The organism is Streptococcus mitis NCTC 12261 (assembly GCF_000148585.2).
In the GTDB taxonomy this organism is placed as follows: Bacteria; Bacillota; Bacilli; order Lactobacillales; family Streptococcaceae; genus Streptococcus; species Streptococcus mitis.
Genome location: NZ_CP028414.1, coordinates 12,278 through 38,657, shown reverse-complemented (window position 1 = coordinate 38,657; position 26,380 = coordinate 12,278). Strand labels below are relative to the sequence as shown.

At 41.3% G+C, this 26,380-nt stretch carries 16 protein-coding genes, 3 tRNA genes, 3 rRNA genes, 1 other RNA gene and 2 pseudogenes; 1 reads left to right on the top strand and 24 read right to left on the bottom strand.

The genetic code is table 11. From position 1 onward, the window contains the following. Positions 1 to 112: 112 nt before the first annotated feature. The gene (locus SM12261_RS00185) at positions 113 to 1,012 is read left to right on the top strand and encodes an Rpn family recombination-promoting nuclease/putative transposase (RefSeq protein ID WP_000175249.1); all 900 of its coding nucleotides are present in this window, start codon (positions 113 to 115) and stop codon (positions 1,010 to 1,012) included. A gap of 140 nt (positions 1,013 to 1,152) precedes the next feature. Here the strand turns inward: SM12261_RS00185 and SM12261_RS00180 are convergent, their stop codons facing one another. The 24 genes and pseudogenes from SM12261_RS00180 to ftsH form a co-directional block, all read right to left on the bottom strand. Continuing rightward, complete coding sequence (locus SM12261_RS00180) at positions 1,153 to 4,419, bottom strand: SIALI-17 repeat-containing surface protein (RefSeq protein WP_001035392.1); 3,267 nt, start codon at positions 4,417 to 4,419, stop codon at positions 1,153 to 1,155. Positions 4,420 to 4,629: 210 nt separating this feature from the next. Further along, on the bottom strand, positions 4,630 to 6,183 hold the full coding sequence (locus SM12261_RS09730; protein WP_001232997.1) for an N-acetylmuramoyl-L-alanine amidase family protein: 1,554 nt from the start codon (positions 6,181 to 6,183) through the stop codon (positions 4,630 to 4,632). Positions 6,184 to 6,326: 143 nt separating this feature from the next. After that, positions 6,327 to 7,652, bottom strand: a complete 1,326-nt coding sequence (locus tag SM12261_RS00170) for an N-acetylmuramoyl-L-alanine amidase family protein (protein ID WP_000791095.1) — start codon at positions 7,650 to 7,652, stop codon at positions 6,327 to 6,329. A gap of 142 nt (positions 7,653 to 7,794) precedes the next feature. Next, positions 7,795 to 8,700, bottom strand: coding sequence for an N-acetylmuramoyl-L-alanine amidase family protein (locus SM12261_RS09725; RefSeq protein WP_000757030.1), 906 nt, complete (start codon positions 8,698 to 8,700; stop codon positions 7,795 to 7,797). A gap of 374 nt (positions 8,701 to 9,074) precedes the next feature. Beyond that, a pseudogene (locus tag SM12261_RS00160) lies at positions 9,075 to 9,511 on the bottom strand (Rpn family recombination-promoting nuclease/putative transposase); the annotation flags it as partial. Then, positions 9,504 to 10,471: pseudogene (locus tag SM12261_RS00150) on the bottom strand (Rpn family recombination-promoting nuclease/putative transposase). The pseudogenes SM12261_RS00150 and SM12261_RS00160, both read right to left, overlap by 8 nt. A gap of 117 nt (positions 10,472 to 10,588) precedes the next feature. Continuing rightward, positions 10,589 to 11,557, bottom strand: coding sequence for a ribose-phosphate diphosphokinase (locus tag SM12261_RS00145; RefSeq protein WP_000010168.1), 969 nt, complete (start codon positions 11,555 to 11,557; stop codon positions 10,589 to 10,591). A 145-nt stretch (positions 11,558 to 11,702) separates the two neighbouring features. Then, positions 11,703 to 12,518, bottom strand: coding sequence for a PrsW family intramembrane metalloprotease (locus tag SM12261_RS00140; RefSeq protein ID WP_000742256.1), 816 nt, complete (start codon positions 12,516 to 12,518; stop codon positions 11,703 to 11,705). Between the two features lie 24 nt (positions 12,519 to 12,542). Next, positions 12,543 to 13,040 (bottom strand): beta-class carbonic anhydrase, encoded by a 498-nt coding sequence (locus SM12261_RS00135; protein ID WP_004236873.1) that lies wholly within the window; start codon positions 13,038 to 13,040, stop codon positions 12,543 to 12,545. 72 nt (positions 13,041 to 13,112) lie between these two features. Beyond that, a complete protein-coding gene (gene radA, locus SM12261_RS00130) occupies positions 13,113 to 14,474 on the bottom strand; it encodes a DNA repair protein RadA (protein WP_078228442.1) in 1,362 nt (453 codons plus the stop codon). A gap of 13 nt (positions 14,475 to 14,487) precedes the next feature. Continuing rightward, the gene (locus SM12261_RS00125; protein ID WP_000863561.1) at positions 14,488 to 15,045 is read right to left on the bottom strand and encodes a histidine phosphatase family protein; all 558 of its coding nucleotides are present in this window, start codon (positions 15,043 to 15,045) and stop codon (positions 14,488 to 14,490) included. Further along, the gene (locus tag SM12261_RS00120; RefSeq protein ID WP_000702005.1) at positions 15,005 to 15,448 is read right to left on the bottom strand and encodes a dUTP diphosphatase; all 444 of its coding nucleotides are present in this window, start codon (positions 15,446 to 15,448) and stop codon (positions 15,005 to 15,007) included. The genes SM12261_RS00125 and SM12261_RS00120 overlap by 41 nt, the downstream gene beginning before the upstream one ends. A 56-nt stretch (positions 15,449 to 15,504) precedes the next feature. Further along, positions 15,505 to 15,602, bottom strand: an RNA gene (gene ffs / locus SM12261_RS00115) — signal recognition particle sRNA small type. 32 nt (positions 15,603 to 15,634) lie between these two features. Next, positions 15,635 to 16,102, bottom strand: a complete 468-nt coding sequence (tadA, locus tag SM12261_RS00110) for a tRNA adenosine(34) deaminase TadA (RefSeq protein ID WP_001110112.1) — start codon at positions 16,100 to 16,102, stop codon at positions 15,635 to 15,637. Between the two features lie 199 nt (positions 16,103 to 16,301). Beyond that, positions 16,302 to 17,588: an adenylosuccinate synthase gene (locus tag SM12261_RS00105; RefSeq protein WP_025169748.1), complete on the bottom strand. Its 1,287-nt coding sequence runs from the start codon at positions 17,586 to 17,588 to the stop codon at positions 16,302 to 16,304. A gap of 233 nt (positions 17,589 to 17,821) precedes the next feature. Beyond that, entirely contained in the window at positions 17,822 to 18,055 is a 234-nt protein-coding gene (comW, locus tag SM12261_RS00100; RefSeq protein ID WP_000941923.1) for a sigma(X)-activator ComW, read from the bottom strand. Positions 18,056 to 18,435: 380 nt separating this feature from the next. After that, positions 18,436 to 18,509: transfer RNA gene (locus SM12261_RS00095), tRNA-Asn, on the bottom strand. Positions 18,510 to 18,514: 5 nt separating this feature from the next. Continuing rightward, positions 18,515 to 18,630: ribosomal RNA gene (rrf, locus tag SM12261_RS00090) — 5S ribosomal RNA — on the bottom strand. A gap of 76 nt (positions 18,631 to 18,706) precedes the next feature. Then, positions 18,707 to 21,608: ribosomal RNA gene (locus SM12261_RS00085) — 23S ribosomal RNA — on the bottom strand. Between the two features lie 124 nt (positions 21,609 to 21,732). Next, positions 21,733 to 21,805 (bottom strand) — tRNA-Ala (locus SM12261_RS00080). Between the two features lie 51 nt (positions 21,806 to 21,856). Then, positions 21,857 to 23,403, bottom strand: a 16S ribosomal RNA gene (locus SM12261_RS00075). The 16S, 23S and 5S rRNA genes sit together here with 3 tRNA genes alongside, the layout of an rRNA operon. A 241-nt stretch (positions 23,404 to 23,644) precedes the next feature. Next, a tRNA-Glu gene (locus SM12261_RS00070) sits at positions 23,645 to 23,716 on the bottom strand. Between the two features lie 92 nt (positions 23,717 to 23,808). After that, positions 23,809 to 24,288 carry a sigma-70 RNA polymerase sigma factor region 4 domain-containing protein gene (locus tag SM12261_RS00065; protein ID WP_000471939.1) on the bottom strand — a complete coding sequence of 160 codons (480 nt, stop codon included), beginning with the start codon at positions 24,286 to 24,288 and terminating at the stop codon, positions 23,809 to 23,811. Between the two features lie 120 nt (positions 24,289 to 24,408). Next, entirely contained in the window at positions 24,409 to 26,367 is a 1,959-nt protein-coding gene (gene ftsH / locus SM12261_RS00060) for an ATP-dependent zinc metalloprotease FtsH (RefSeq protein ID WP_000744563.1), read from the bottom strand. Between the last annotated feature and the right edge of the window lie 13 nt (positions 26,368 to 26,380).

Genomic DNA, 26,380 nt, shown 5'->3' with positions numbered 1-26,380 from the left:
TTGGGAAGAGCCAGACCGAGTATTTTTCATCCTTTTTCCGAATAAATAGATAGAGTCAGAGAATCCAGTAAACCTAGATTTGAAAATGTGCTATAATGAAAAGAGAAAGAATATGACATTACGTCATCCAGGCATCAGCCCAACCAATGACTCGGTTGCTAAGAAAATCTTTAGCAACCCAGAAATCACTTGGCAATTTATCCGCGATATGCTGGACTTACCTGCAAAAAATGTGACGATTTTGGAGGGAAGTAACATTCACGTCTTGCCTTCCCTGCCGTACTCGGCCCAGGATTTCTATACCAGTATAAACGTCTTGGCAGAGTTGGACAATGGCACGCAGGTTATTATCGAAATCCAAGTGCATCATCAGAATTTTTTCATTAATCGTTTGTGGGCTTACTTATGCAGTCAGGTCAATCAAAATCTCGAAAAAATTCGTCAACGAGAAGGTGATACACATCAAAGTTACAAACACATCGCCCCCGTTTATGCCATTGCAATCGTGAATAGCAATTATTTCCAAGATGACTTGGCTTTCCATAGCTTTAGTATGCGCGAGGACACGACAGGTGAGGCTTTAACAATTACAAACAACAGTCAGGAAAACCATCTAGTCAAGATGGCATTCTTGGAACTAAAAAAATACAGAGAAACCAGCAAAGACAAGATTCGAAAGCCGTGGTTGGAGTTTTTCGGGAATAAGCCCTTTACCCAACAACCCGAGCGAGCCATCAGTCAGGCATACCAACTGCTGGACTACAAGAGCTGGTCCGAGGAGGACAGGAAAATGTTTAGTGAACAACGCAGACGCGAAGAACAAGCCTTGTTAGCACAGGACTATGCCTTGGAACAAGCTGAAGAAAAAGGCTTAGAGCGTGGGAAAGTTGAAGGAAGGGAAGAAGGGAAACTTTTTGCCTTCTTAGACATGGTTCGCCAAGGTCTCCTGACTTCCGAGGTTGCCAGTCAGCAGTTGGGCATGACAGTCGCTGAATTTGAGGCACTATTGTAAGTTTATAGAATAACATAAAAGTGAACAAATCTGAAACATCGTTTTGTTCACTTTTTTCTTCTTTTCAACAGAACTCTCACTATAGTCCATATCACAAAAAGAGAAGGTCATAAATCCTTCTCTTTTATATCTTCAACTAATTAGTTTTTGCGTTTCACAAATGGAAGGGCACCAAGGAGCAATCCAAGGAATCCTAATGATGCAATTGCAACATTATCTTTACCACCAGTATTTGGAAGTTCTTTCTTATCTTCAGCTTTTGCAGCTGGGGCTTGATAAGTATTGTCTTTGTTAGTACCTGCTACAGTTGGTACAACCGCAGGAGTTGATGGTGTATCAGCTGTTGGTGTAGCTGAAGCATCTGTTCCAGGAGCTGATGGTGTTTTTGGTACAAGTGCAGGTTCATTGACAGCTGTAGTATCAGAATTTTCACGCGGTGGATTTCCAGGTGTTCCAACTTTAGCTGGGATTGGAAATTCAGGAGCTGGTTTTTCAGGTCTTGATGGCGCTGTATTTTCTTTATTCGATTCAGGTAATTTACCTTCATTTAATTTTGATAAATCAAATTCAGGTTTATCATTCACAAGATTTAACCAAGCAGCTTTAAGTTCTTCTAATTCTGCTTTAGCTTTATCTAATTCACCTTTCAATCCTTCTACAAAATAATCTTCAGCACCATTTTCTGCATCTTTCACGTCAGATTCAAGTTTTTCAACTTCTTTTTCAAGACGTTTGATTTCAGATTTAATATCTGGAACTTCTGTTTTTGGTTGCTCAGCTGGTGCTTCACCTTCTGGTTTAGCTGGCTCAGTTGGAGGTGTTGTATCATTCACTCCGCCGTTAAATTCTGGATTATTAGGTTGAGTAGTAGCGTTATCATCATTTACACCACCATTGAACTCAGGAGTATTTTCAGTTGTAGGCGCTTCTTCATCGTTTACACCACCGTTGAACTCAGGTTTTTCTTCAGTAGTAGCAGCTTCAGCAGCGTTTACTCCGCCATTGAACTCAGGTTTTTCTTCAGCAGTAGCAGCTTCAGCAGGGTTTACCCCACCATTGAATTCAGGAGCATTTGGAACAGTTGGAACCTCATCAGGTTGTTTAGCGTCGCCAGTTGGTGCTTCATCATCATTTACTCCACCTGCGAAGTCTTTAGGTTCTTCACCTTTAGGAACTTCTTTTAAGTTTTCGATATAACCTAAAGTTGCGTTGTAATCGTCAGTTAGTTCATCGATTGCATCTTTATAAGCTTTTACTGCTTCGTTAACTTCGTCGAATTTAGCTTGAGCTTCATCAGCAGCAGTTTTAGCAGAAGCAACAGCAGCTTCTAATTTAGTAACAGCATCTTGTAATCCATCTTGGATAGCTTGCTCAGCATTATTTTTCTTAGCTGTTTCAAGTGCAGCTTTAGCTTTATCTAAAGTTTCTTTTTGTTTATTTAATGCAGCAGTTTTTTCTTCTACTGCTTTAGCTTTTTCAGTAGCATCAGCTTTGTCTTTATCAGCTACTTTAGTTAATTTTTCGATTTTTTCAGCTATATCATCAGCGATATCTTGAAGTTTTTTAACAATTGGTTTAGAAGCTTCTTTTTTATCAGCTTCATCAAATGCTTTTTTATCTGTATCAGAAATTTTTTCTCCAGAATCTTCAGCAGGCTGTTTATCTCCATGTTTGATAGTTGGAGCCGTTGTAGCAGGAGTTGCATCGTTTACTTGATCTTTATTTCTTAATTTATTTTCGACATCTTTGTTAGCTTTAGCAGTCGCATTTTGATCTTCTAATTCTTTAGCAGCTTGTGTAGCAGTGATAACACCATCTTCGATAGCTTTTAATAAAGCATCTTTACCGATTGCAGCTTTAGCTTCGTCTTTATTTGTAATTTTAGCATCAGCATCAATTTCTTTTTCAAGTTGATCTAAAGCAGCTTTAAGAGCTTCTAAGTTGTCTTTTTCTTCTTTTTTAAGCTCTTCAACTTTAGCTTTAGCTTTTTCAGCTTCTTTAGTAGCTTTAGCTAATTCAGCTTCTGCGTCAGTTTTTGCTTTATCAGCTGTGGTTTTAGCTTCTTCAGCAGCTTTTACATCTTCAGCTTCTTTAGTAGCTTTAGCTGTAGCTTCTTCTACTTTTTTAGCTTCTTCAGCAACTTTTTTCTCTAATTCAGCAACCTTAGCGTCAGCTTCTTTTTTAGCTTCAGCAGCTTTTTCTGCTTCTGTTTTTTCTGCTGGTTTAGCTGGTTCTTCTTCTACTGGTTTAGCTGGTTCGTTAGCTTCTTTTTCTTTAGCAGCTTTTACTTCATCAAGAGCTTTGTTATACTCATCAGTAAGTTTATTTAATTCATCAGCAACAGCTTGAGTATCAGAAGCAGCTTTATCGAATGCATCTTGAGCAACTTCTTTAGCTTTTTCGATAGCTTTTACAGCTTTATCTAATGAAGCAACGATATCAGCATCAGAACCGTTGTCTTGAGCATATTTAAGAGCTTCTTTAGCTTCTTTTAATGTATCTTCTTGTTTTTTAAGAGCTTCAGCTTTTTTATCTTCTTCAGCTTTCAATGCTTCAGCATCTTCTTTAAGCTCATCAACATTTTCACCTAAATCATCAGCTTTATCTTGAAGTTTTTCTGATGCAGGACGAGCAGCATCTGCTTTTTCAGCTTTGTCAATTCCAGCCTTAATGTCTGCTGGTAATTGATCTTTAGTTTTAGCTTCTTTAGCTGGAGTTGCATCAGCATTAGCAGTAGAAGCTTGGTCTTTATCTCTTAATTTTTTCTCAGTTTCTTTATTAGCTTCAGCTTTTTTATCATCATCTGCTAATTCAGTAAGAATATCAGAAGCTTTTAAGTCACCAGCTTCTACAGCCTTTAATAAATCTTCTTTTGCTTTTTTGTCAAGCAATTCGTTATCAGGAAGTTGTTTCAAAGCTTCAGTTAAAGCTTCTTTAGAATCTGCTTCTTCTTTTTTAGCGTCGGCTTCTTTTTTAGCTTCTTCTTTAGCTTTGGCGTCGGCTTCAGCAGCTTTTTCTTTAGCAGCAGCTAATTCAGCATCAGCAGCTTTTTTAGCTTCTTCAGCTTCAGTTTTTGCAGTTTTAGCATCAGCAGCTTCTTTTTTCTCAGCTTCTAGTTTAGTATTTGCTTCGTTAGCTGCAGTAGTTGTTGTATCTACTTTTGCTTGAGCTTCAGTAACTTTAGCTTCAGCAGCTTTAGCGTCATCTTCAGCTTTTTTAATTTCTGGACTTGTAACTTCTGATTTAGAAGTGTCAGCAGCTCCAGTTTCTCCAGCAGGTTTAGTAGCTGTAGGTTGACTTGTTGTAGAATCATCAGCTTTTACAACTGATGGTTGAGATGCAACAAATGCCGCTCCCAAAACAGCAACACTAGCCAAACTAGTCAAAATCATTTTCTTTTTATTCATATTTGAAACCCCTTTTTTAGAATCATATTTGGATTTATTATAACGCTTTCTAAAAATATAATCAAGTAATAGATTATTTTATTTATACAATTATATACTTATATTAATTTTCAAATACAGCTCTCATAACAAAAAAAGAAAGCCTATTTTATAAGCTTTCCTTTTGTTTTCTTTTTATTATTTACATTTTCTATGGTGAATTTTACACTTTTAAACCCACTCACCGTTAGCATTTACGTAATAACCATCAACTGTAGTGCTTACTGCAAGGGCGCCTGAACTATAAGCATAGTACCATTTGCCATCTACTTGGAACCAGCCAGTCTTCATAGCGCCTGAACCATCAAGATAATACCAACTACCACCTTGTTTCAACCAACCAGTTTTCATAGCACCTGAACTGTTTAAGTAGTACCAAGTACCACCAACTTGAGCCCAGCCTGTCGCCATGGCACCTGAACCATTTAGATAATACCATGTGCCACCATCTTGCAACCAACCAGTTTGCATTTCGCCTGAACCATTTAAGTAGTACCAAGTGTCACCTTCTTTAAACCACCATTTTTGCATCACGCCTGCGGCACTAAAATGATACCACTTACCACCATCTTTCAGCCAACCAGTCTTCATTCCATCTTCTTTAGAGAAATAGTACCAGTCAATCTCGACCTTCTTCCAGCCAGCCTGACGATTTCCTTCGCTATCGATGAAGAATTTTTTACCATCAATCATAACAATCCCTTGTTTAAGGACACCTTCCTCATCCAAAAAATAATGTTTCCCATCAACAGTAATATCACCAGTTAGACGGACACCTTCTTTGACATAGTAAGTTTTCTCATCAATTTTAACAAAACCAGTTTTCTTCTCACCATCTTCTACAAAATAATAAGTCTTGTCAGCAACTTTTACAAAGCCTAGCTTTTTAACACCATCTTTTTCATCTAGATAGTATTGCTTATCACCTGCAGTCAATAGACCTTTCTTCATAGCACCATCAGCTTCAAAGTAGTAAGTCTTATCATCGATTTTTTGCCAACCGCTAACCTTTTTACCGTCCTTGATATAGTAGACTTTTCCGTTCTCTGTTTTGAACTGACCGCCACTTGTCGTTGTAGATTGATTTTGGTTGTTGTTACCAGCATTAGTAGCTGTGTTTGAACGATAGACATGATAAAGAATACCATCTTTTAAATTACCAGTAACATACTCATAGTTAGCAATTGTTGGATGGCTTGTGTCTGATGCTTCAGATCCTGTACGTGGATCTTTAATATCAATTGGAACATCACTACCAGCTTTATATTCGACAAAACGAACTGTTTTTACTGGAGAATTAGAATTTGTTGTTGAGCCACTATTATTGTTTGAACCAGTACCATTTTGGTTATTGTTCCCATTAGCATTACTAGTGCCATTGTTTTGACGGTACGGATTGGTTTGAGTACCAGCATTTGTATTAGAATCAGTAGCTTTTGGAGCATACATATGATACATAATACCATTCTCTTCTCTACTAGAAGTATAGATATAATTTTCAATTTCAGGATGATTCTGAATAGATTCAGCTGTCACAGCAGACCCTGTTAGTGCATCTTTGACATTGACAGGTCCACCATTTTTATATGTTGCATAGCGGACTTCTTTAACCGTAGAAGTTGTTGTAGTCGTTGCTCCCCCTGCATCAGCTGCCTGTACTTGTTGAACTGTCGCCATAGCTAGCACAGAAGTGGCTAGCAAGATACCTGTTACTGTTTTTCTCATGGGAAAACCCTCCTTTATTAAATGGTTAAATTTATCTAGATTATATCTTTTTCCTATAATAAATGCAATAAAAAACATAAAAAGTGTAGAAATATTTAAATGTAAAAAAAGAGAGCAGTTCTAAAACTACTCTCTTAGTCTTTTTATACCCATTCACCGTTGGCATTTACATAATAGCCATCAACTGTAGTGCTTACTGCAAGGGCACCTGAACTATAAGCATAGTACCATTTACCACCTACTTGGAACCAACCAGTTACCATGGCACCTGAGCCTTTAAGGTAGTACCAAGCACCACCATCTTGCAACCAGCCAGTTTCCATAGCACCTGAGCTGTTTAGGTAGTACCAAGTTCCACCATCTTGCAACCAGCCAGTTTGCATTTCACCTGAACCATTTAGATAGTACCATTTGTTACCATCTTTGATCCACCATTTTTGCATCACGCCTTCAGCATTAAAGTAGTACCATTTACCACCGTCTTTAAGCCAACCAGTTTGACGTTTACCTTCTTTATTAACATAAACCCAATGATTGTCAACTTTGTTCCAGCCAGCTTTAGTATCAGAATCATCTGTCAAAAAGTACGTTTTACCATCAACAGTGATTTCACCGAACTTACGCTCACCTTCCTCAGTAACATAGTAATACTTATCTCCAGCATCCTTGATAAGACCAGTCTTACGTTCACCTTCTGCTGTGATGTAATACCATTTACCAGCACTGTCTTTTACAATACCTGACTTGGTTGTACCATCTTCAGCAAAGAAATACCATTTAGCACCTACCTTATGAGCTCCAGTTGTCACAACACCATCTTTGACAAAATAAGTTTTTCCATTTTCAGAGATAATCTCTGTCTTACGAGCTCCATCTGATACAAAATAATAGGTTTTTTCTCCTACTTTAATGAAACCAGTTTTCTTAACACCTTGTCCGTCTAGATAGTAACGTTCAGATGTGTTTTCAATGACACCACGTGCCATAACACCTTCACTATCAAAGTAGTAAGTCTTACCATCGACACTTGCCCAACCTTTTACTGGGTTACCTTTATAGTAAAGATAACGGTTCCCTGCTGACTCACGCCATTTTACGTCCTTGTCAGATGTTTTATATCCCTGAGTATTTAACTCACTCACTGGAGCATCTGGATCATTTGCATAATCTTCTATTTTTGTTCCTTTTTCAACAAACAAATAGTATTTTCTTCCACCTTCAACATAGGCACGTTGAAATTCAAAGCCTTCAATTGTCGAATGTTTAGAGATCGGCTGATTCCCATCTTCAAAAAATACTGTTTTACGTTCTTGTGAACGACCATTAATCACTGTGATCCACTCAGTTCTATAAACAACTTCTTCCGCACTTACTGAACTAGCAGTTGTAGCAGAATAACTTGTCAAAACTGCTGCACTTGCCATTGTAACACTAGCAAGAGCTAGAGCTAAAGCTTTTTTATTTTTCATGTGAAGATTCTCCATTCTTAAATTTAGCTATTATGCTTCTCTTTATTGTATCTTATTTTTACAAAAATTTCTAAGAAAAACTGAACTTTTTATGGAAAAAATAAAAAGCAGAAGAAATCTCCTGCTTTTTTATTGAGCTAGATTATTTAACCCATTCACCGTTTCCGTTAACAGTGTATCCACCCACAGTAGTGTTAACTGCAAGGGCACCTGAACCGTCAACGTAGTACCATTTACCACCAACTTCAAACCATTGGCTAGCTTTCATAGCACCTGATGTTTCAAGGTAGTACCATTTACCACCGTCTTGCAACCAACCAGTTTGCATTTCACCGTTTCCGTTTAGGTAGTACCAAGTGTTTCCATCTTTAACCCACCATTTTTGCATTACGCCTTCAGCGTTAAAGAAGAACCATTTACCGTCAACTTGTTTCCAACCAGTTACAGCTTTGTTAGATGCATAGTATTTCCAACCAGTTTCTTCTTGTACCCATTCTTCTTTAGCTACATTGTAAGTATCAGTTTTTTCAATTACTAATTCACCAGTAACGAACATGTCTGAACCTTCACGTACAACTTCTTCTGCATCAAGTAGAGTACCTACTGTAAGTTTAGCAGGAACAAAGTAACCTTTTGGAGCTTCATCAATACGGTAAACTACATAACCACCGTTTGCAAGAGGAAACTCAACATCACCTGCTGCATCAGTAACTGCTTCAATCAAAGCTGGTTTTTTGTAGTTGTCAAAGTCTTCTACTGTTGCGTATACCAAAGCAGCTACTTTAGCACCTGCTACAGGGTTCCCTTGGATATCTTTAACATGTACACGAACATGAGTACCATTTCCAAATACATCTGGTAAAACTTTACCATCTTTACCGATACGATTTCTTACAGCGTATGGGTTTGTAACTGGAGTTGCTGGTTTATATTGGTTAGCCTCTGGTACTACACCATTACTGTATTGTGCTTGTGAATCAGCTGAAACTGCTTGTACAGCACCAAATGCTGCAAGAGCGACTGCGCTTGTCAATAAAACTTTTTTCATCGTTTTATCTCCTTCATTTTTCATTATATATTTTTTCGTAAGACTATCTTACTACCATACAGTATATAAATATTTGCAGGATTTGTCAAGGGTTTTCTTCTAGTTTTTAAAGTTTTTACCCATTTTTAGAAAAAAAGGTGAAAAAAACAACTTTTTGAGAGTGAATACGCTTAAAACATCCTAGATTCAAGTGAAAATCTCACAAACTTTTGACCCTTGAGTATAATCATTCATATCTAATCCACATAGACAGTTGGACAGAACTCACGTCTATGGTATTATCTTATAAACACTTCTAAATGTCAAGTAAAAATGGCAAGTTTTTTGATAAGAACTTGCCATTTCATCAACTTTCTACTATTTAAAATGTGACCTTATAGCAAGGCCTCAAACTCAGCGACCGTCATGCCCAACTGCTGGCCGGCAACCTCGGAAGTCAGGAGACCTTGGCGAACCATATCTAAGAAAGCAAAGACTCTTCCTTCAACTTTCCCACGTTCTAAACCTTGTTCAATACCTTCCGCCCTAGCTGTTTCCAAAGCATAGTCCTGTGCTAACAAGGCTTGTTCTTCTCGCATACGTAGTTGACTAAACATTTTCCTGTCCTCCTCGGACCAGCTCTTATAGTCTAGCAGTTGGTCTGCTTGGCTGATGGCTCGCTCTGGTTGTTGGGTAAAGGGTTTGTTCCCAAAAAACTCCAACCAGGGCTTGCGAACCTCGTCTTTGCTGGTTTCTCTGTATTTTTTAATTCCAAGAATGCTATCTTGACTAGATGGTTTTCATGACCGTTATTTGTGATGGTCTTAATCTTTCAATAGTGCCTCAAACTCAGAGACAGTCATGCCTAATTGCTCGCTAGCAACTTCAGAAGGCAAAAGACCTTGGCGAACCATATCTAAGAAGGCAAAGAATTTCCCACGCTCCAGTCCTTGTTCAAGACCTTCTTCTCGCCCCTTTTCAATTCCCTCTGCACGACCACGCTCTAAACCTTGTTCAATACCTTGTTCCAGCCCCTCTGCTCTAGCTGTTTCCAGGGCATAGTCCTGTGCTAACAAGGCTTGTTCTTCGCGCATACGTAGTTGACTAAACATTTTCCTGTCCTCCTCGGACCAGCTCTTGTAGTCCAGCAGTTGGTCTGCCTGGCTGATGGCTCGCTCGGGTTCTTGGGTAAAGGGTTTGTTACCGAAAAACTCCAACCATGGCTTACGAATGCTATCTTTGCTGGTTTCTCTGTATTTTTTTAATTCCAAGAACGCCATCTTGACTAGATGGTGTTCTTGACCGTTATTTGTGATGGTTAAGACCTCACCTGTCGTGTTCTCGCGCATACTAAAGCTATGAAAAGCCAAGTCATCTGAGAAGTAGTTGCTGTCCACAATAGCAATAGCATAAACTGGTGCGATGTGTTTGTAACTCTGGTGTGTATCACCTTCTCGTTGACGAATTTTTTCTAGGTTTTGATTGACCTGACTGCACAGGTAAGCCCACAGGCGATTGATGAAAAAATTCTGATGATGAACTTGAATTTCAATAATTACTTGCGTACCATTATCCAACTCCGCCAAGACGTCTATACTGGTATAGAAATCCTGAGCCGAGTAAGGTCAGGGATGGCAAGACATGATATTTGCTCCCTTCCAAAAATGGTACATTTTTTGGCTGGTAAATCCAACATATCGCGAATAAATTGACAAGTGATTTCTGGATTGCTAAAGATTTTCTTAGCAACCAAATCATTGGTCGGACTGATGCCCGGATGTCTGAGAATCATCCTCTTCCTCCTTTTATTATACCACAGTTTTAAATCTAGGTTTTCTAGATTCTCTGGCTCTATCTATTTATTCGGAAAAGAGATGAAAAAACCTGAGAATCATCTCAGGCTTGGTCATTAAATCTTTTTCTCAATACTGAAAAGTGGAGAAAGTGGGCGTTTTTCATGGATACGTACAATAGCATCACCTAGGAGATGAGCGATTGAAATTTGCTCAATCTTATCGATCAAACGCTCTTCTGGCAGATAGATGGTATCCAAAACAACCAATTTCTTAATAGCTGAATTTTGGATATTGTCCATAGCTGGACCAGATAGAACTGGGTGCGTACAGCTCGCATAGACTTCAACAGCACCAGCTTCTGCAAGGGCATCTGCCGCATGACAAATCGTTCCAGCAGTATCAATCATATCATCAATCAAGATACAAGTCTTGCCTTCTACCTTACCGATGATGTTCATGACTTCACTGGTATTCATCTTATCAACGCTACGACGTTTGTCAATAATAGCAATAGATGTTTTCAAAAATTCTGCCAACTTACGGGCACGAGTCACACCTCCATGGTCTGGGCTGACAACCACATAGTCAGAACCAACCATACCACGACGCTCAAAATAATCCGCAATCAGAGGAGCTCCCATCAAATGATCCACAGGAATATCAAAGAATCCTTGAATCTGCGCAGCATGCAAGTCGATGGTCAATAAACGATCCACTCCAGCTACTTCAAGCATATTTGCAACAAGTTTTGAAGTGATTGGCTCACGCGCTCTCGCCTTTCTATCCTGACGTGCATATCCATAGTAAGGCATGACAACATTGACAGATTCTGCACTCGCACGCTTCAAAGCATCTACCATAATCAAAATTTCAAGCAGATTGTCATTTACAGGCGAACTAGTTGATTGTAGGATAAAGACGTGTTTCCCACGGATTGATTCTTCGATGTTGACCTGAATCTCTCCATCTGAAAATTGGCGGACACTTGATTTCCCCAACTCTATCCCAATCTCCTGCGCTACACGTTTTGCCAATTCTTGATTAGAAGAAAGGGCAAACAGCTTTAAATCAGAAAAAGACATGATTTCCTCCGGTATATATGTATCGCTTGTGCTTTTCACAAGATTTTTCCATTTACCATTGTAGCGCTTTTTGCACTATTTTTCAATCAAAAATAAAAGAAGGGCACCATATTTGTACCCTTGCATCATTCTTTTAAAAAATATTCTAGTTCATCAACTCATTGTGCTTCTCAACAAAACGATAAGCCTGATAAAAACCATAGAGAGTAATAGCCGTAACCACTGGAATCGCTAAAGGCAACTCTGTCTCCAATTCAACAAAAGGAGAATTAAACAAGAAATGAGTTCCCAAGGCTAAACCTAGGAAAATAAGCCCCTCTTTCTTGCCAACCTTCTGCCCTTTATAAGCTCTGTAAAGCAAGTAAACACCTACTACAGCCAGACCTGAAAAAGTCCAGTGAGAGGCAATTCCTGAGATGATACGCTCTAAAATTCTCGAAATAGTAAAGTCAAAGCCCTCTGGCAAATCCGTACGAATATAGCCAATATCCTCAATCATTTGAAATCCCAAACCAGAAGCAATTCCAAGTAAAAACAAAGATTTTAATTTTCGTACAGGAATCAAAGCCAAAACAAAGACAAGTGGCAATAATTTAAGCGGTTCTTCTACCAAAGGAGCCACAATAGCACTTTCAAAGGCATTTAAAAATGCACTATCTGGGAAAAGAAACTCCAATAAATCATGGATATAGGTATTAGCAAAGCTAGACAACCAGCCTGAAAGGAACATCCCACCCAATAAAGACAGAATCAAAGCGTTCTTTGGCAATTCCCATTTTTTCCCAATACGGAAAAGGAAATAAAGAACCGGAATCATGTAAAAGAGAGCTAGAAAGATAGAAACTCCCATTAGTCCATATTCCGCACCTGACATCGAACCATCCGTATAGTAGATAGTTTCATACTGCAAACCAATACATAGCAATAAGATAAAAATAAATAAAATACTGTTTTTCTTCATACACTTTCTTTCTAAATGAAGTATTTATAATTCTACGACTGTCATACTTCCTGTATCCACATCGTAAATAGCACCAGAGATAATGACATCATCTGGTATTAGGGGAGACTCGATAAGGAGTTGCATGTCCTCACGTACACTCTCCTCTATATCTTGAAAGGGCAAGAAGTCCTGGTCTGACACATCGACACCCAATTCTTCCTTCAAATACTCCTGAAAAGAGCCATTTTCAAAGGTCTGAGCACCACAGTCTGTATGGTGCAATACCACAATCTCTCTTGTCCCCATTTGTTGCTGGGAAATCACCAGAGAACGAATCATGTCTTCTGTCACTCGACCACCTGCATTCCGCAAGATATGAGCATCCCCAAGTGCCAAACCTAGAGCTTGCGCAACGTGCAAACGAGAGTCCATACAGGTCACAATGGCTACTCTAGTTTTGGGTTTAAGTGGCAGATTTAACTGCCCATGTAGGGCAACATAAGCCTGATTGGCTTGCATAAACTGTTCAAAATACGACACGATTCCCTCCTCGAAAATTTGATAGTCAAATATTTCTCCTATCTTATCATTTTTAAAAGGATTTGTCACGGATTATGCAAAGACCTTTTTCAAAACTTCCTGAATCGTTGTTACTCCAATGACCTGAATTTCCTTAGGCGGAGTGATTCCTGTCAAAGAATTCTTAGGTACATAAATCTTAGTAAATCCCAGTTTAGCAGCTTCATTGATGCGTTGTTCGATACGATTCACGCGCCGAATCTCTCCCGTCAAACCAAGTTCTCCTACAAAACATTCCTGAGGATTAGTTGGCTTGTCTTTATAACTCGAAGCAATAGCAACCGCAACAGCTAAGTCTATCGCAGGTTCATCCAATTTAACACCGCCAGCAGATTTGAGATAGGCATCCTGATTTTGCAAGAGAAGACCTGCACGCTTTTCCAAAACAGCCATAATCAAACTCGCACGATTAAAATCAAGTCCTGTCGTCGTACGCTTGGCATTTCCAAACATGGTCGGTGTTACCAAAGCCTGAACCTCCGCCAAAATCGGACGCGTCCCTTCCATAGTCACAACGATTGACGAACCAGTCGCCCCATCCAAACGCTCCTCTAGGAAAACTTGACTCGGATTGAGGACTTCAACCAAGCCACCCGACTGCATCTCAAAAATCCCAATCTCATTAGTGGAGCCAAACCGGTTTTTGACCGCTCTCAAAATACGAAAGGTATGGTGACGCTCCCCTTCAAAGTAAAGCACCGTATCCACCATATGCTCCAACATACGAGGACCAGCTAGAGTGCCCTCCTTGGTCACATGTCCTACGATAAAGATGGCAATGTTATTTGTTTTGGCCAGCTGCATAAGTTCCGCTGTCACCTCACGCACTTGAGAAACAGACCCCTGCACCCCTGAAATCTCAGGAGACATAATAGTCTGAATGGAGTCGATGATGAGGAAGTCTGGCTGGATGCGCTCCACCTCAGTTCGAACACTCTGCATATTGGTCTCTGCATAAAGATAAAACTCACTATCAATATCACCCAAGCGCTCTGCTCGTAGCTTAATCTGCTGGGCAGACTCCTCCCCACTGACGTAGAGAACAGTCCCAACTTGAGACAGCTGAGTTGAGACTTGTAGGAGAAGGGTTGATTTCCCAATCCCAGGATCCCCACCTATGAGGACGAGACTTCCCGGTACCACTCCGCCTCCAAGTACACGGTTGAATTCCTCCATCTCCGTCTTGGTTCGATTGACATTGATGGAAGTCACCTCAGCCAGTTTCATGGGCTTGGTTTTCTCACCTGTCAAGGACACACGCGCATTCTTGACCTCGGCAACCTCAACCTCTTCTACAAAAGAAGACCAAGACCCACAGTTGGGGCAACGCCCCAGATATTTAGGTGAATTATACCCACAATTTTGACATACAAATGTCGCTTTTTTCTTTGCGATGATAAACCTCTTTCTATATCTCTAACTCACACTCAATCACTTGGCAAAAATCAATCTTCTCATTTGGCACAAACTGACGCATGAGCATGTTGTGAGTTACCACTATCACGGTCTGGTAATCTCGATACTTAGCCATGCATTCTAGAAAACGAGACTTCATCTTCGCAGCTGTCTCATATTGAATAGGACTATTAGGAAGTAACTCCCCATTATTTTCTAGAAATATAGCACGAGCTTTTTCAAAATTATCTGTGCCACTTTCATAGACCTGCCATTCATGCAATAATGGTTCCACTCTCAAAGGAAGTCCAGTAACACAAGCCACATAAGAAGCCGTTTCTAAAGCTCTTGTGACTGCAGAAGATACGATTATTTCAGCTGAAGGGAGTAAAGGATTGGTGCTCAGTTTCTGGGCTTGCTGCCGTCCCTTCTCAGACAAGGGGGCCAAATCTATCCCAAATCCCGTATAAGAACGCTCCTCTAACTCACGATAATCTGGCTCCCCGTGACGTACAAAGATAATCTTCATTCTAGTGCCCGGTCGATCCAAATCCACCAGTTCGAACGCCATCAGCCATATCTCCATCTGCAATTAAGAAAGGAGCAAAGACAGCCTGGACCACACGTTCCCCAACTTCAAGAACAACTTCTTGATCTGTAATATTCTTCATCTGAGCAAAAATATGCCCTTCATTCCCAGTATTGCCATAATAATCCCCATCAATGACCCCAACCGAGTTAATTAAAACTAAGCCCTTCTTACGAGGGTTTGAAGAACGATCATAAAGGTAGAGAACCTCAGTCGGCTGCATATAAGCCTTAACCCCTGTCGGAACCAATACAATCTCTCCTGGCGCAATAACTGTACGCACAGCAACCTTTAAATCGTAACCAGCCGCATGCGCTGTCTCACGCTTGGGCAATAAATTTTTATCTGTAAAAGTCGAAACCAATTCAAAACCACGAATTTTCATCATTTTCTCTTTTCTATTATCATTTATTCTAGATTATTCTATCTTATTTATTCGGAAAAAGCACGAAAAAAAGAGCACACAATTCAAATCGCTTAGGGCTGCTGGATTCCTCCCCTGACCCGCTTCACGCAGAACTGTTGCTCCACTATTTATTATATCACATTCCTATTCATTTTAAAAGCAAAATTATTTTTTCCGTCTATTTCTAAAAAAGTCCTGCATAATAGCTGCGCATTCATCTTCCAAAATTCCCGTTTCAACCTCCACACGATGATTGAGACGCTCATCTGTCAAGATATCGTACAAACTCCCAGCAGCGCCAAATTTCTGGTTTTTAGCCCCATAGACCACGTTTGGAATACGGGCGAGGCCAATCGCCCCACTACACATGACACACGGCTCAATGGTCACAAAAAGCGTGCAATCAAGCAAGCGCCAGCTCTCCTCACTCAGATTCGCATTCTCTATAGCCATAATCTCCGCATGCATAACCGCTCGTTGCAACTCCTCACGGGCATTATGCCCACGGCCAATGATTTCTCCGTCCTTGACAATCACACAACCAATTGGAATTTCATCGTGTTCAAGAGCAATCTCAGCCTCTCTCAAAGCTTCCCTCATAAAGACTTCTTTTTCTTCAACTGTATAATTCATCCGTTTCTCTTTTCCTACTTATCGATTTTATTATTATATCATGAATCCCAAGACAAAAAAAGCCACCGAATGCGGTGACTTTATAGGGAGATTATTATGAAAAAGAAAAGTTTAGGATATTTGTTACAACAAGTTAGGAGGTCTTCTTGTAACTGTCTATAGTATACCCGACCTATCTTAAACAAATCTTAAAAATCTCTTAGGACCAAACACTTTCTAAAATATTTGTTTGTTCACGACCAGGACCTACTGAGAAAGTAGAAATACGAACGCCAACCAATTCACTCACACGACGAACATAGTTACGCGCATTCTCAGGAAGATCTTCCAAATTACGAACTCCAGTAATATCTTCTGACCAACCTGGCAACTCTTCATAGATAGGCTTGCAACGTTTCAATTGCTCAAGACTAGCTGGATAGTAGTCAATACGTTGACCATCAAGATCATAGGCCACACAGATTTTCACTGTATCTAAACCACTCAAAACATCGATAGAGTTCAATGAAAGATTAGTAATACCAGAAACACGACGACTATGACGCATCACAACTGAGTCAAACCAACCCACACGACGTGGACGACCAGTTGTTGTACCATATTCATGACCAACTTCACGGATACGTTCTCCCACTTCATCAAACAATTCAGTTGGGAAAGGACCGTCTCCTACTCGACTCGTATAGGCTTTACATAAACCTACAACCTTGTCAATCTTACTTGGACCAACACCAGAACCAATCGTAACACCACCAGCCACAGGGTTTGATGACGTAACAAATGGATACGTACCTTGGTCTATATCTAGCATAACACCTTGTGCACCTTCAAAAAGCACACGTTTACCGTTATCAAGCGCATCATTCAAAATAACAGATGTATCTGTCACATATTTCTTAATTTGTTGACCATATTCGTAATATTCTTCAAAAATATCATCGAAAGCAATTGCTTTACTGTCATACAATTTTTCAAAAAGACGATTCTTTTCAGCAAGGTTACGTTCTAAACGCTCACGGAAAATGTCTTTATCCAAAAGATCCGCGATACGAATTCCCACACGAGCAGCTTTGTCCATATAAGCTGGACCGATTCCCTTGATTGTAGTACCAATCTTATTGTCGCCCTTAGCTTCTTCTTGCAAACGATCTAACTCGATATGATAAGGCAAAATGACATGCGCGCGATCAGAAATACGCAAGTTATCAGTTGTAACACCTTCCTCATGAAGATAGCTCAACTCTTTTACAAGAGATTTAGGATTTACAACCATACCATTCCCAATAACAGAGATTTTTTCAGGGAAGAAAATCCCAGATGGAATCAAGTGCAATTTAAACTTCTTGCCATCAATCACAATCGTGTGACCTGCATTATCACCACCTTGGTAACGCGCAATCACTTCTGCATTCGCTGAAAGGAAGTCTGTAATCTTCCCTTTACCTTCATCACCCCATTGGGTACCTACAACAACAACTGAAGTCATAATCTTGTCTGAGCCCTCAGGCTCTTCCTTTCTCACATACATGGCAGGACTCTCACCTGCAATTATATCTTACAATTTATTATAAGAAAAAATCGCCTTTTTATCAAGAAGAAACAATAGAAAGATTTGCTATTTCCAACTATTAAAAAATGTTTTAGAAAAAATTCCGGCTATTTATCATTATTTTTCCACAAAAAGTAAAAGTTGTTCGGAAATTAACTCATACTGTCTCATCAAGCAACAAAACCCTGTTTCATTATCAATTTTTCAAGATACAAACGATAAGCAACACGATAATGGTAAACAATAAAATCCCGATGACTCACAATACGATATCGGACAAGATAATAAATCAAAAACTTAAAATGAACATGTTCCCAATCAAAATTATCACCCAAGAACATACCATACTCTTCTTCAATATTTCTATAAAAATCCATCATCTGATCATAAATACTTTGTAGCATAAATATATACTCCTTTTCTTTTTATGACCTTATTCTAACAAAAAATTTCAATTAATCTTTAATAATTCCTGAATTGTTAAAATACCAACCTCAAAAAGATAACAAATAGGAAAAGTTGACAGAATAGGAACAAATTTACTACTTAAATTTCAAAAACTAAGATAATGGAAGCGGAAGGATTCGAATCCCTCGAAGGAGCGTATTTACAGTCCGCAACGTTTAGCCTCTTCGCTACCCTCAATTAAAGTACTAAAAAGATCTCCTTGATCGAAAACGGAGGGCTCTGAAACTTTACTCAGCAAAAATATCTCACACCAAATAACACTAAATAGATTATTAATTATAAAAAAAAGAGGCCTAAACCTCTTTTTTCTTAACTACTCCGCCAGTAGGACTCGAACCTACGACATCATGATTAACAGTCATGCGCTACTACCAACTGAGCTATGGCGGATTAGAGCTAAGCGACTTCCATATCTCACAGGGGGCAACCCCCAACTACTTCCGGCGTTCTAGGGCTTAACTTCTGTGTTCGGCATGGGTACAGGTGTATCTCCTAGGCTATCGTCACTTAACTCTGAGTAATACCTACTCAAAATTGAATATCTATTCAAACCAAGAAAACCGTTCGCTTTCATATTCTCAGTTACTTTGGATAAGTCCTCGAGCTATTAGTATTAGTCCGCTACATGTGTCGCCACACTTCCACTTCTAACCTATCTACCTGATCATCTCTCAGGGCTCTTACTGATATAAAATCATGGGAAATCTCATCTTGAGGTGGGTTTCACACTTAGATGCTTTCAGCGTTTATCCCTTCCCTACATAGCTACCCAGCGATGCCTTTGGCAAGACAACTGGTACACCAGCGGTAAGTCCACTCTGGTCCTCTCGTACTAGGAGCAGATCCTCTCAAATTTCCTACGCCCGCGACGGATAGGGACCGAACTGTCTCACGACGTTCTGAACCCAGCTCGCGTGCCGCTTTAATGGGCGAACAGCCCAACCCTTGGGACCGACTACAGCCCCAGGATGCGACGAGCCGACATCGAGGTGCCAAACCTCCCCGTCGATGTGAACTCTTGGGGGAGATAAGCCTGTTATCCCCAGGGTAGCTTTTATCCGTTGAGCGATGGCCCTTCCATACGGAACCACCGGATCACTAAGCCCGACTTTCGTCCCTGCTCGAGTTGTAGCTCTCGCAGTCAAGCTCCCTTATACCTTTACACTCTGCGAATGATTTCCAACCATTCTGAGGGAACCTTTGGGCGCCTCCGTTACCTTTTAGGAGGCGACCGCCCCAGTCAAACTGCCCGTCAGACACTGTCTCCGATAGGGATCACCTATCTGGGTTAGAGTGGCCATAACACAAGGGTAGTATCCCAACAACGTCTCCTTCGAAACTGGCGTCCCGATCTCATAGACTCCTACCTATCCTGTACATGTGGTACAGACACTCAATATCAAACTGCAGTAAAGCTCCATGGGGTCTTTCCGTCCTGTCGCGGGTAACCTGCATCTTCACAGGTACTAAAATTTCACCGAGTCTCTCGTTGAGACAGTGCCCAAATCATTACGCCTTTCGTGCGGGTCGGAACTTACCCGACAAGGAATTTCGCTACCTTAGGACCGTTATAGTTACGGCCGCCGTTTACTGGGGCTTCAATTCATACCTTCGCTTACGCTAAGCACTCCTCTTAACCTTCCAGCACCGGGCAGGCGTCACCCCCTATACATCATCTTACGATTTAGCAGAGAGCTGTGTTTTTGATAAACAGTTGCTTGGGCCTATTCACTGCGGCTGACTTAAAGTCAGCACCCCTTCTCCCGAAGTTACGGGGTCATTTTGCCGAGTTCCTTAACGAGAGTTCTCTCGCTCACCTGAGGCTACTCGCCTCGACTACCTGTGTCGGTTTGCGGTACGGGTAGAGTATGCTTAAACGCTAGAAGCTTTTCTTGGCAGTGTGACGTCACTAACTTCGCTACTAAACTTCGCTCCCCATCACAGCTCAATGTTACAGATATAAGCATTTGACTCATATCACACCTCACTGCTTAGACAGACACTTCCAATCGTCTGCTTTAGTTAGCCTACTGCGTCCCTCCATCACTACATACTCTAGTACAGGAATATCAACCTGTTGTCCATCGGATACACCTTTCGGTCTCTCCTTAGGTCCCGACTAACCCAGGGCGGACGAGCCTTCCCCTGGAAACCTTAGTCTTACGGTGGACAGGATTCTCACCTGTCTTTCGCTACTCATACCGGCATTCTCACTTCTATGCGTTCCAGCACTCCTCACGGTACACCTTCTTCACACATAGAACGCTCTCCTACCATACCTATAAAGGTATCCACAGCTTCGGTAAATTGTTTTAGCCCCGGTACATTTTCGGCGCAGGGTCACTCGACTAGTGAGCTATTACGCACTCTTTGAATGAATAGCTGCTTCTAAGCTAACATCCTAGTTGTCTGTGCAACCCCACATCCTTTTCCACTTAACAATTATTTTGGGACCTTAGCTGGTGGTCTGGGCTGTTTCCCTTTCGACTACGGATCTTAGCACTCGCAGTCTGACTGCCGACCATAATTCATTGGCATTCGGAGTTTATCTGAGATTGGTAATCCGGGATGGACCCCTCACCCAAACAGTGCTCTACCTCCAAGAATCTCTAATGTCGACGCTAGCCCTAAAGCTATTTCGGAGAGAACCAGCTATCTCCAAGTTCGTTTGGAATTTCTCCGCTACCCACAAGTCATCCAAGCACTTTTCAACGTGCCCTGGTTCGGTCCTCCAGTGCGTCTTACCGCACCTTCAACCTGCTCATGGGTAGGTCACATGGTTTCGGGTCTACGTCATGATACTAATCCGCCCTATTCAGACTCGGTTTCCCTACGGCTCCGTCTCTTCAACTTAACCTCGCATCATAACGTAACTCGCCGGTTCATTCTACAAAAGGCACGCTCTCACCCATTAACGGGCTCGAACTTGTTGTAGGCACACGGTTTCAGGTTCTATTTCACTCCCCTCCCGGGGTGCTTTTCACCTTTCCCTCACGGTACTGGTTCACTATCGGTCACTAGGGAGTATTTAGGGTTGGGAGATGGTCCTCCCAGATTCCGACGGGATTTCACGTGTCCCGCCGTACTCAGGATACTGCTAGGTACAAAGACTATTTTAAATACGAGGCTATTACTCTCTTTGGCTGATCTTCCCAAATCATTCTTCTATAATCTTTGAGTCCACATTGCAGTCCTACAACCCCGAAGAGTAAACTCTTCGGTTTGCCCTCCTGCCGTTTCGCTCGCCGCTACTAAGGCAATCGCTTTTGCTTTCTCTTCCTGCAGCTACTTAGATGTTTCAGTTCACTGCGTCTTCCTCCTCACATCCTTAACAGATGTGGGTAACAGGTAGTACCTGTTGGGTTCCCCCATTCGGAAATCCCTGGATCATCGCTTACTTACAGCTACCCAAGGCATATCGTCGTTTGTCACGTCCTTCTTCGGCTCCTAGTGCCAAGGCATCCACCGTGCGCCCTTATTAACTTAACCTTATTTTTTGACCTTTCAGTCATAAACTCTTATTAATACTACAGCGTTTTCGGTTTATTTTCTTGTTACTATTTGATATAGATATTCAATTTTCAATGTGCATTACTTGGTGATCTCTCACCAATGGAGCCTAGCGGGATCGAACCGCTGACCTCCTGCGTGCAAAGCAGGCGCTCTCCCAGCTGAGCTAAGGCCCCACAAGACCTCTCAAGACTAAACAAGACCAATGCGCAGTTCCTTATCCTTAGAAAGGAGGTGATCCAGCCGCACCTTCCGATACGGCTACCTTGTTACGACTTCACCCCAATCATCTATCCCACCTTAGGCGGCTGGCTCCTAAAAGGTTACCTCACCGACTTCGGGTGTTACAAACTCTCGTGGTGTGACGGGCGGTGTGTACAAGGCCCGGGAACGTATTCACCGCGGCGTGCTGATCCGCGATTACTAGCGATTCCGACTTCATGTAGGCGAGTTGCAGCCTACAATCCGAACTGAGACTGGCTTTAAGAGATTAGCTTGCCGTCACCGGCTTGCGACTCGTTGTACCAGCCATTGTAGCACGTGTGTAGCCCAGGTCATAAGGGGCATGATGATTTGACGTCATCCCCACCTTCCTCCGGTTTATTACCGGCAGTCTCGCTAGAGTGCCCAACTAAATGATGGCAACTAACAATAGGGGTTGCGCTCGTTGCGGGACTTAACCCAACATCTCACGACACGAGCTGACGACAACCATGCACCACCTGTCACCTCTGTCCCGAAGGAAAACTCTATCTCTAGAGCGGTCAGAGGGATGTCAAGACCTGGTAAGGTTCTTCGCGTTGCTTCGAATTAAACCACATGCTCCACCGCTTGTGCGGGCCCCCGTCAATTCCTTTGAGTTTCAACCTTGCGGTCGTACTCCCCAGGCGGAGTGCTTAATGCGTTAGCTGCGGCACTAAACCCCGGAAAGGGTCTAACACCTAGCACTCATCGTTTACGGCGTGGACTACCAGGGTATCTAATCCTGTTTGCTCCCCACGCTTTCGAGCCTCAGCGTCAGTTACAAGCCAGAGAGCCGCTTTCGCCACCGGTGTTCCTCCATATATCTACGCATTTCACCGCTACACATGGAATTCCACTCTCCCCTCTTGCACTCAAGTTAAACAGTTTCCAAAGCGTACTATGGTTAAGCCACAGCCTTTAACTTCAGACTTATCTAACCGCCTGCGCTCGCTTTACGCCCAATAAATCCGGACAACGCTCGGGACCTACGTATTACCGCGGCTGCTGGCACGTAGTTAGCCGTCCCTTTCTGGTAAGATACCGTCACAGTGTGAACTTTCCACTCTCACACTCGTTCTTCTCTTACAACAGAGCTTTACGATCCGAAAACCTTCTTCACTCACGCGGCGTTGCTCGGTCAGACTTCCGTCCATTGCCGAAGATTCCCTACTGCTGCCTCCCGTAGGAGTCTGGGCCGTGTCTCAGTCCCAGTGTGGCCGATCACCCTCTCAGGTCGGCTATGTATCGTCGCCTTGGTGAGCCGTTACCCCACCAACTAGCTAATACAACGCAGGTCCATCTGGTAGTGATGCAATTGCACCTTTTAAGCAAATGTCATGCAACATCTACTCTTATGCGGTATTAGCTATCGTTTCCAATAGTTATCCCCCGCTACCAGGCAGGTTACCTACGCGTTACTCACCCGTTCGCAACTCATCCGGAGAAGCAAGCTCCTCCTTCAGCGTTCTACTTGCATGTATTAGGCACGCCGCCAGCGTTCGTCCTGAGCCAGGATCAAACTCTCATTAAAAGTTTGAGTTCTCACTCATTTCTGTCACTGACAGATTTATTGTTTTTTCATTGTTCAGTACTATAACCTTAGTTATAGTGCCCTGCACATTGGTTCGTCTTGTTCAGTTTTCAAAGGTCTTTGTCACTTGCTTCTCTCAAGTGACAACTATATTAGTATATCACAGTCGCTTTCGCTTGTCAACACTTTTTTGAAACTTTTTTAATCTTTTTTCATCAAGTGCCTCAACCGCAACATACCATAGTCCGTACGGGATTCGAACCCGTGTTACCGCCGTGAAAAGGCGGTGTCTTAACCCCTTGACCAACGGACCTGAGCTGTTATTTTCAACTCTTACTATTATACAGACTTTTTCTGACTTGTCAACTACTTTTTTAAACTTTTTATGTTTTTTTGTATGACTCCCTAATGAGTACGGATATCAAACTCCTTAAACACAATACGTAAGTCTCTCAATACTCTTTGACGCCCTCGGAAGCGTTCATGTCTTAAGACGCGTTCTAACTCTTCTTGTTTGTCTTTACTTTGTTTGTTTCTATAATCTCTTAGTGTCTCATGAAAGAGATAATACTCATCTAGCCACATACCTCCCTCACTGATACGATGACTAATCTCACCTACTTCTTCATAGGGTTCTTTATCATATCTACGCTTCTGGCTTTCCTGCTTACGGATATAGTCTAGGATCCGATTACGGAATTTAGTTTTGAAGTATTTACGTAAGCGTGGGATATCTTCTACTATTCCTTCTTCTCTACTAATCAATTCATGTAAGCAAATCATTCCCTCTTGGTCCCAATCTGATAGCTCCCATAAATGGAGATGATATTCATTTCTACACTTATATACAATCCCCTGGACTTCTTCATATAATTCTTTAAACATAACGTTCCCCTTTCTAGATACAGTCTAACAAATCAAGAACTTAATTGGGACCATTTCGCCTATTCTGTCTCCTTTACCGTCTCAACTGCACAAAAAAGAGAGGTCACGCCTCTCTCAGGGTTATATTTCATCATTCATTTTTGACTTTACTTCATCATAAGATAATGCATGAGATTCCTCTTCTACGGTTTCAGGCATCTTTCCTGTTTCGTAAAGAGCTTTAATTTGTGTACTATCCAATGTTTCGTATTTCAATAATGCTTCTGCAATCAACTTGTGAGTTTCACGATTTGACTGAATAATTTCAGCAGCTTTATTTCGTGCTTCATTCAATAATGAACGAACCTCTTCGTCAATTTCATAAGCTGTTTGTTCTGAGATTGATTTTTGAGGGCTCTGTGCACCAAACATAGCATGATTGCCCTCATATTGAACTGGACCTAGTTTTTCACTCATACCGTACTCTGTAACCATTGCACGCGCCATTTGTGTCGCCTGTTCAAAGTCATTTGAAGCTCCTGTAGTTTGGACATTAAAGATAATTTCTTCGGCTACACGTCCACCCATTAAACCAGCCAATTGCTCTTTCATATCTTCTTTAGATAGAAGCATTTGATCCTCTTTAGGAAGTGCAATCATATAACCACCTGCACGGCCGCGTGGTACGATAGTAACTTTATGAACAACACGAGCATTCGACAAGACTAGACCAACAATGGTATGTCCTGCCTCATGATAGGCAACCAATTCACGTTCTTTTTGTGAAACTGTCTTATCTTTCTTAGAAGGTCCAGCAATAACTCTATCTTCTGCTTCATCAATATCTGAAGCATCAATTATCGATTTATTGCGACGAGCAGCGACTAAAGCAGCTTCATTCAATACATTCTCTAAATCAGCACCAACAAAACCTGGAGTTTGTTGGGCAACTAATTTCAAATCAACATTTTCCGCTAAAGGCTTGTTCTTAGCATGAACTTTCAAGATTGCTTCGCGACCTTTAACATCAGGACGGCCAACCAATACTTTTCTATCAAAACGTCCTGGACGTAAAAGGGCAGGATCAAGTACATCTGAACGGTTTGTCGCAGCGATAACGATAATCCCTTCATTTCCCTCAAAACCATCCATCTCAATCAAAAGTTGGTTCAAGGTTTGTTCACGTTCGTCATTTCCTCCACCAAGACCAACTCCACGTTGACGTCCAACAGCATCAATTTCATCGATAAAGATAATAGCTGGTGCTGCTTTTTTGGCATCTTCAAAAAGAGAACGAACACGACTAGCTCCAACTCCGACAAACATTTCTACAAAGTCAGAACCTGAAATACTAAAGAATGGAACACCTGCTTCTCCGGCGACTGCCTTAGCAAGCAAAGTTTTACCTGTTCCCGGAGGTCCCTCCAGAAGGACACCTGCTGGAATACGAGCTCCAAGTTTTGTAAATCGTTTTGGATCTTTTAGAAATTCAACAACTTCAACTAGTTCTTGTTTTTCTTCCTCAGCTCCAGCCACATCTGAAAATCTTACTTTAATATCTTCTTTATTTGCAGCTTTAGCCTTACTACGTCCAAAACTCATCGGGTTACGGCTATTATTTCCTCCCATATTTCCCATCATCGAGAAGAGGAAGAAGAAGAGGATACCGAATGGCACAATGGATACAAGAATATTAATCCACATACCACTTGAACTTTCATGCTTAATAGTTACTTCCGCTTTATGGTCAGAAGCAAGCTTTTGCAATTCTGATACTGTAGTATCTGAAGGAAGAATAATACTTGAAAATTTCTCTACTGTTGTAGCAGAAGGAGAAAAGAACTGGATACCTGTTTCTTCTTTACTTGTTTTAGGATTTTTATAGACACCCGAAATCTCGATAACACTGCCATTTGGTTGGTAGGTTAATTCTTTTACATTGTCATCGGTAATTTCTTTTACCAATTCTGTATAATTAATTTGCTCACTTTTCCCTGCAACACTACCTGTACTGAAATACTGGTAAGCTGTAACTAGGAAAAAAATAAGTAATAACCATAGAAAAGGATTTTTAATTAAACCATTATTTTGTTTTTTCATTAAAAATTGTTCT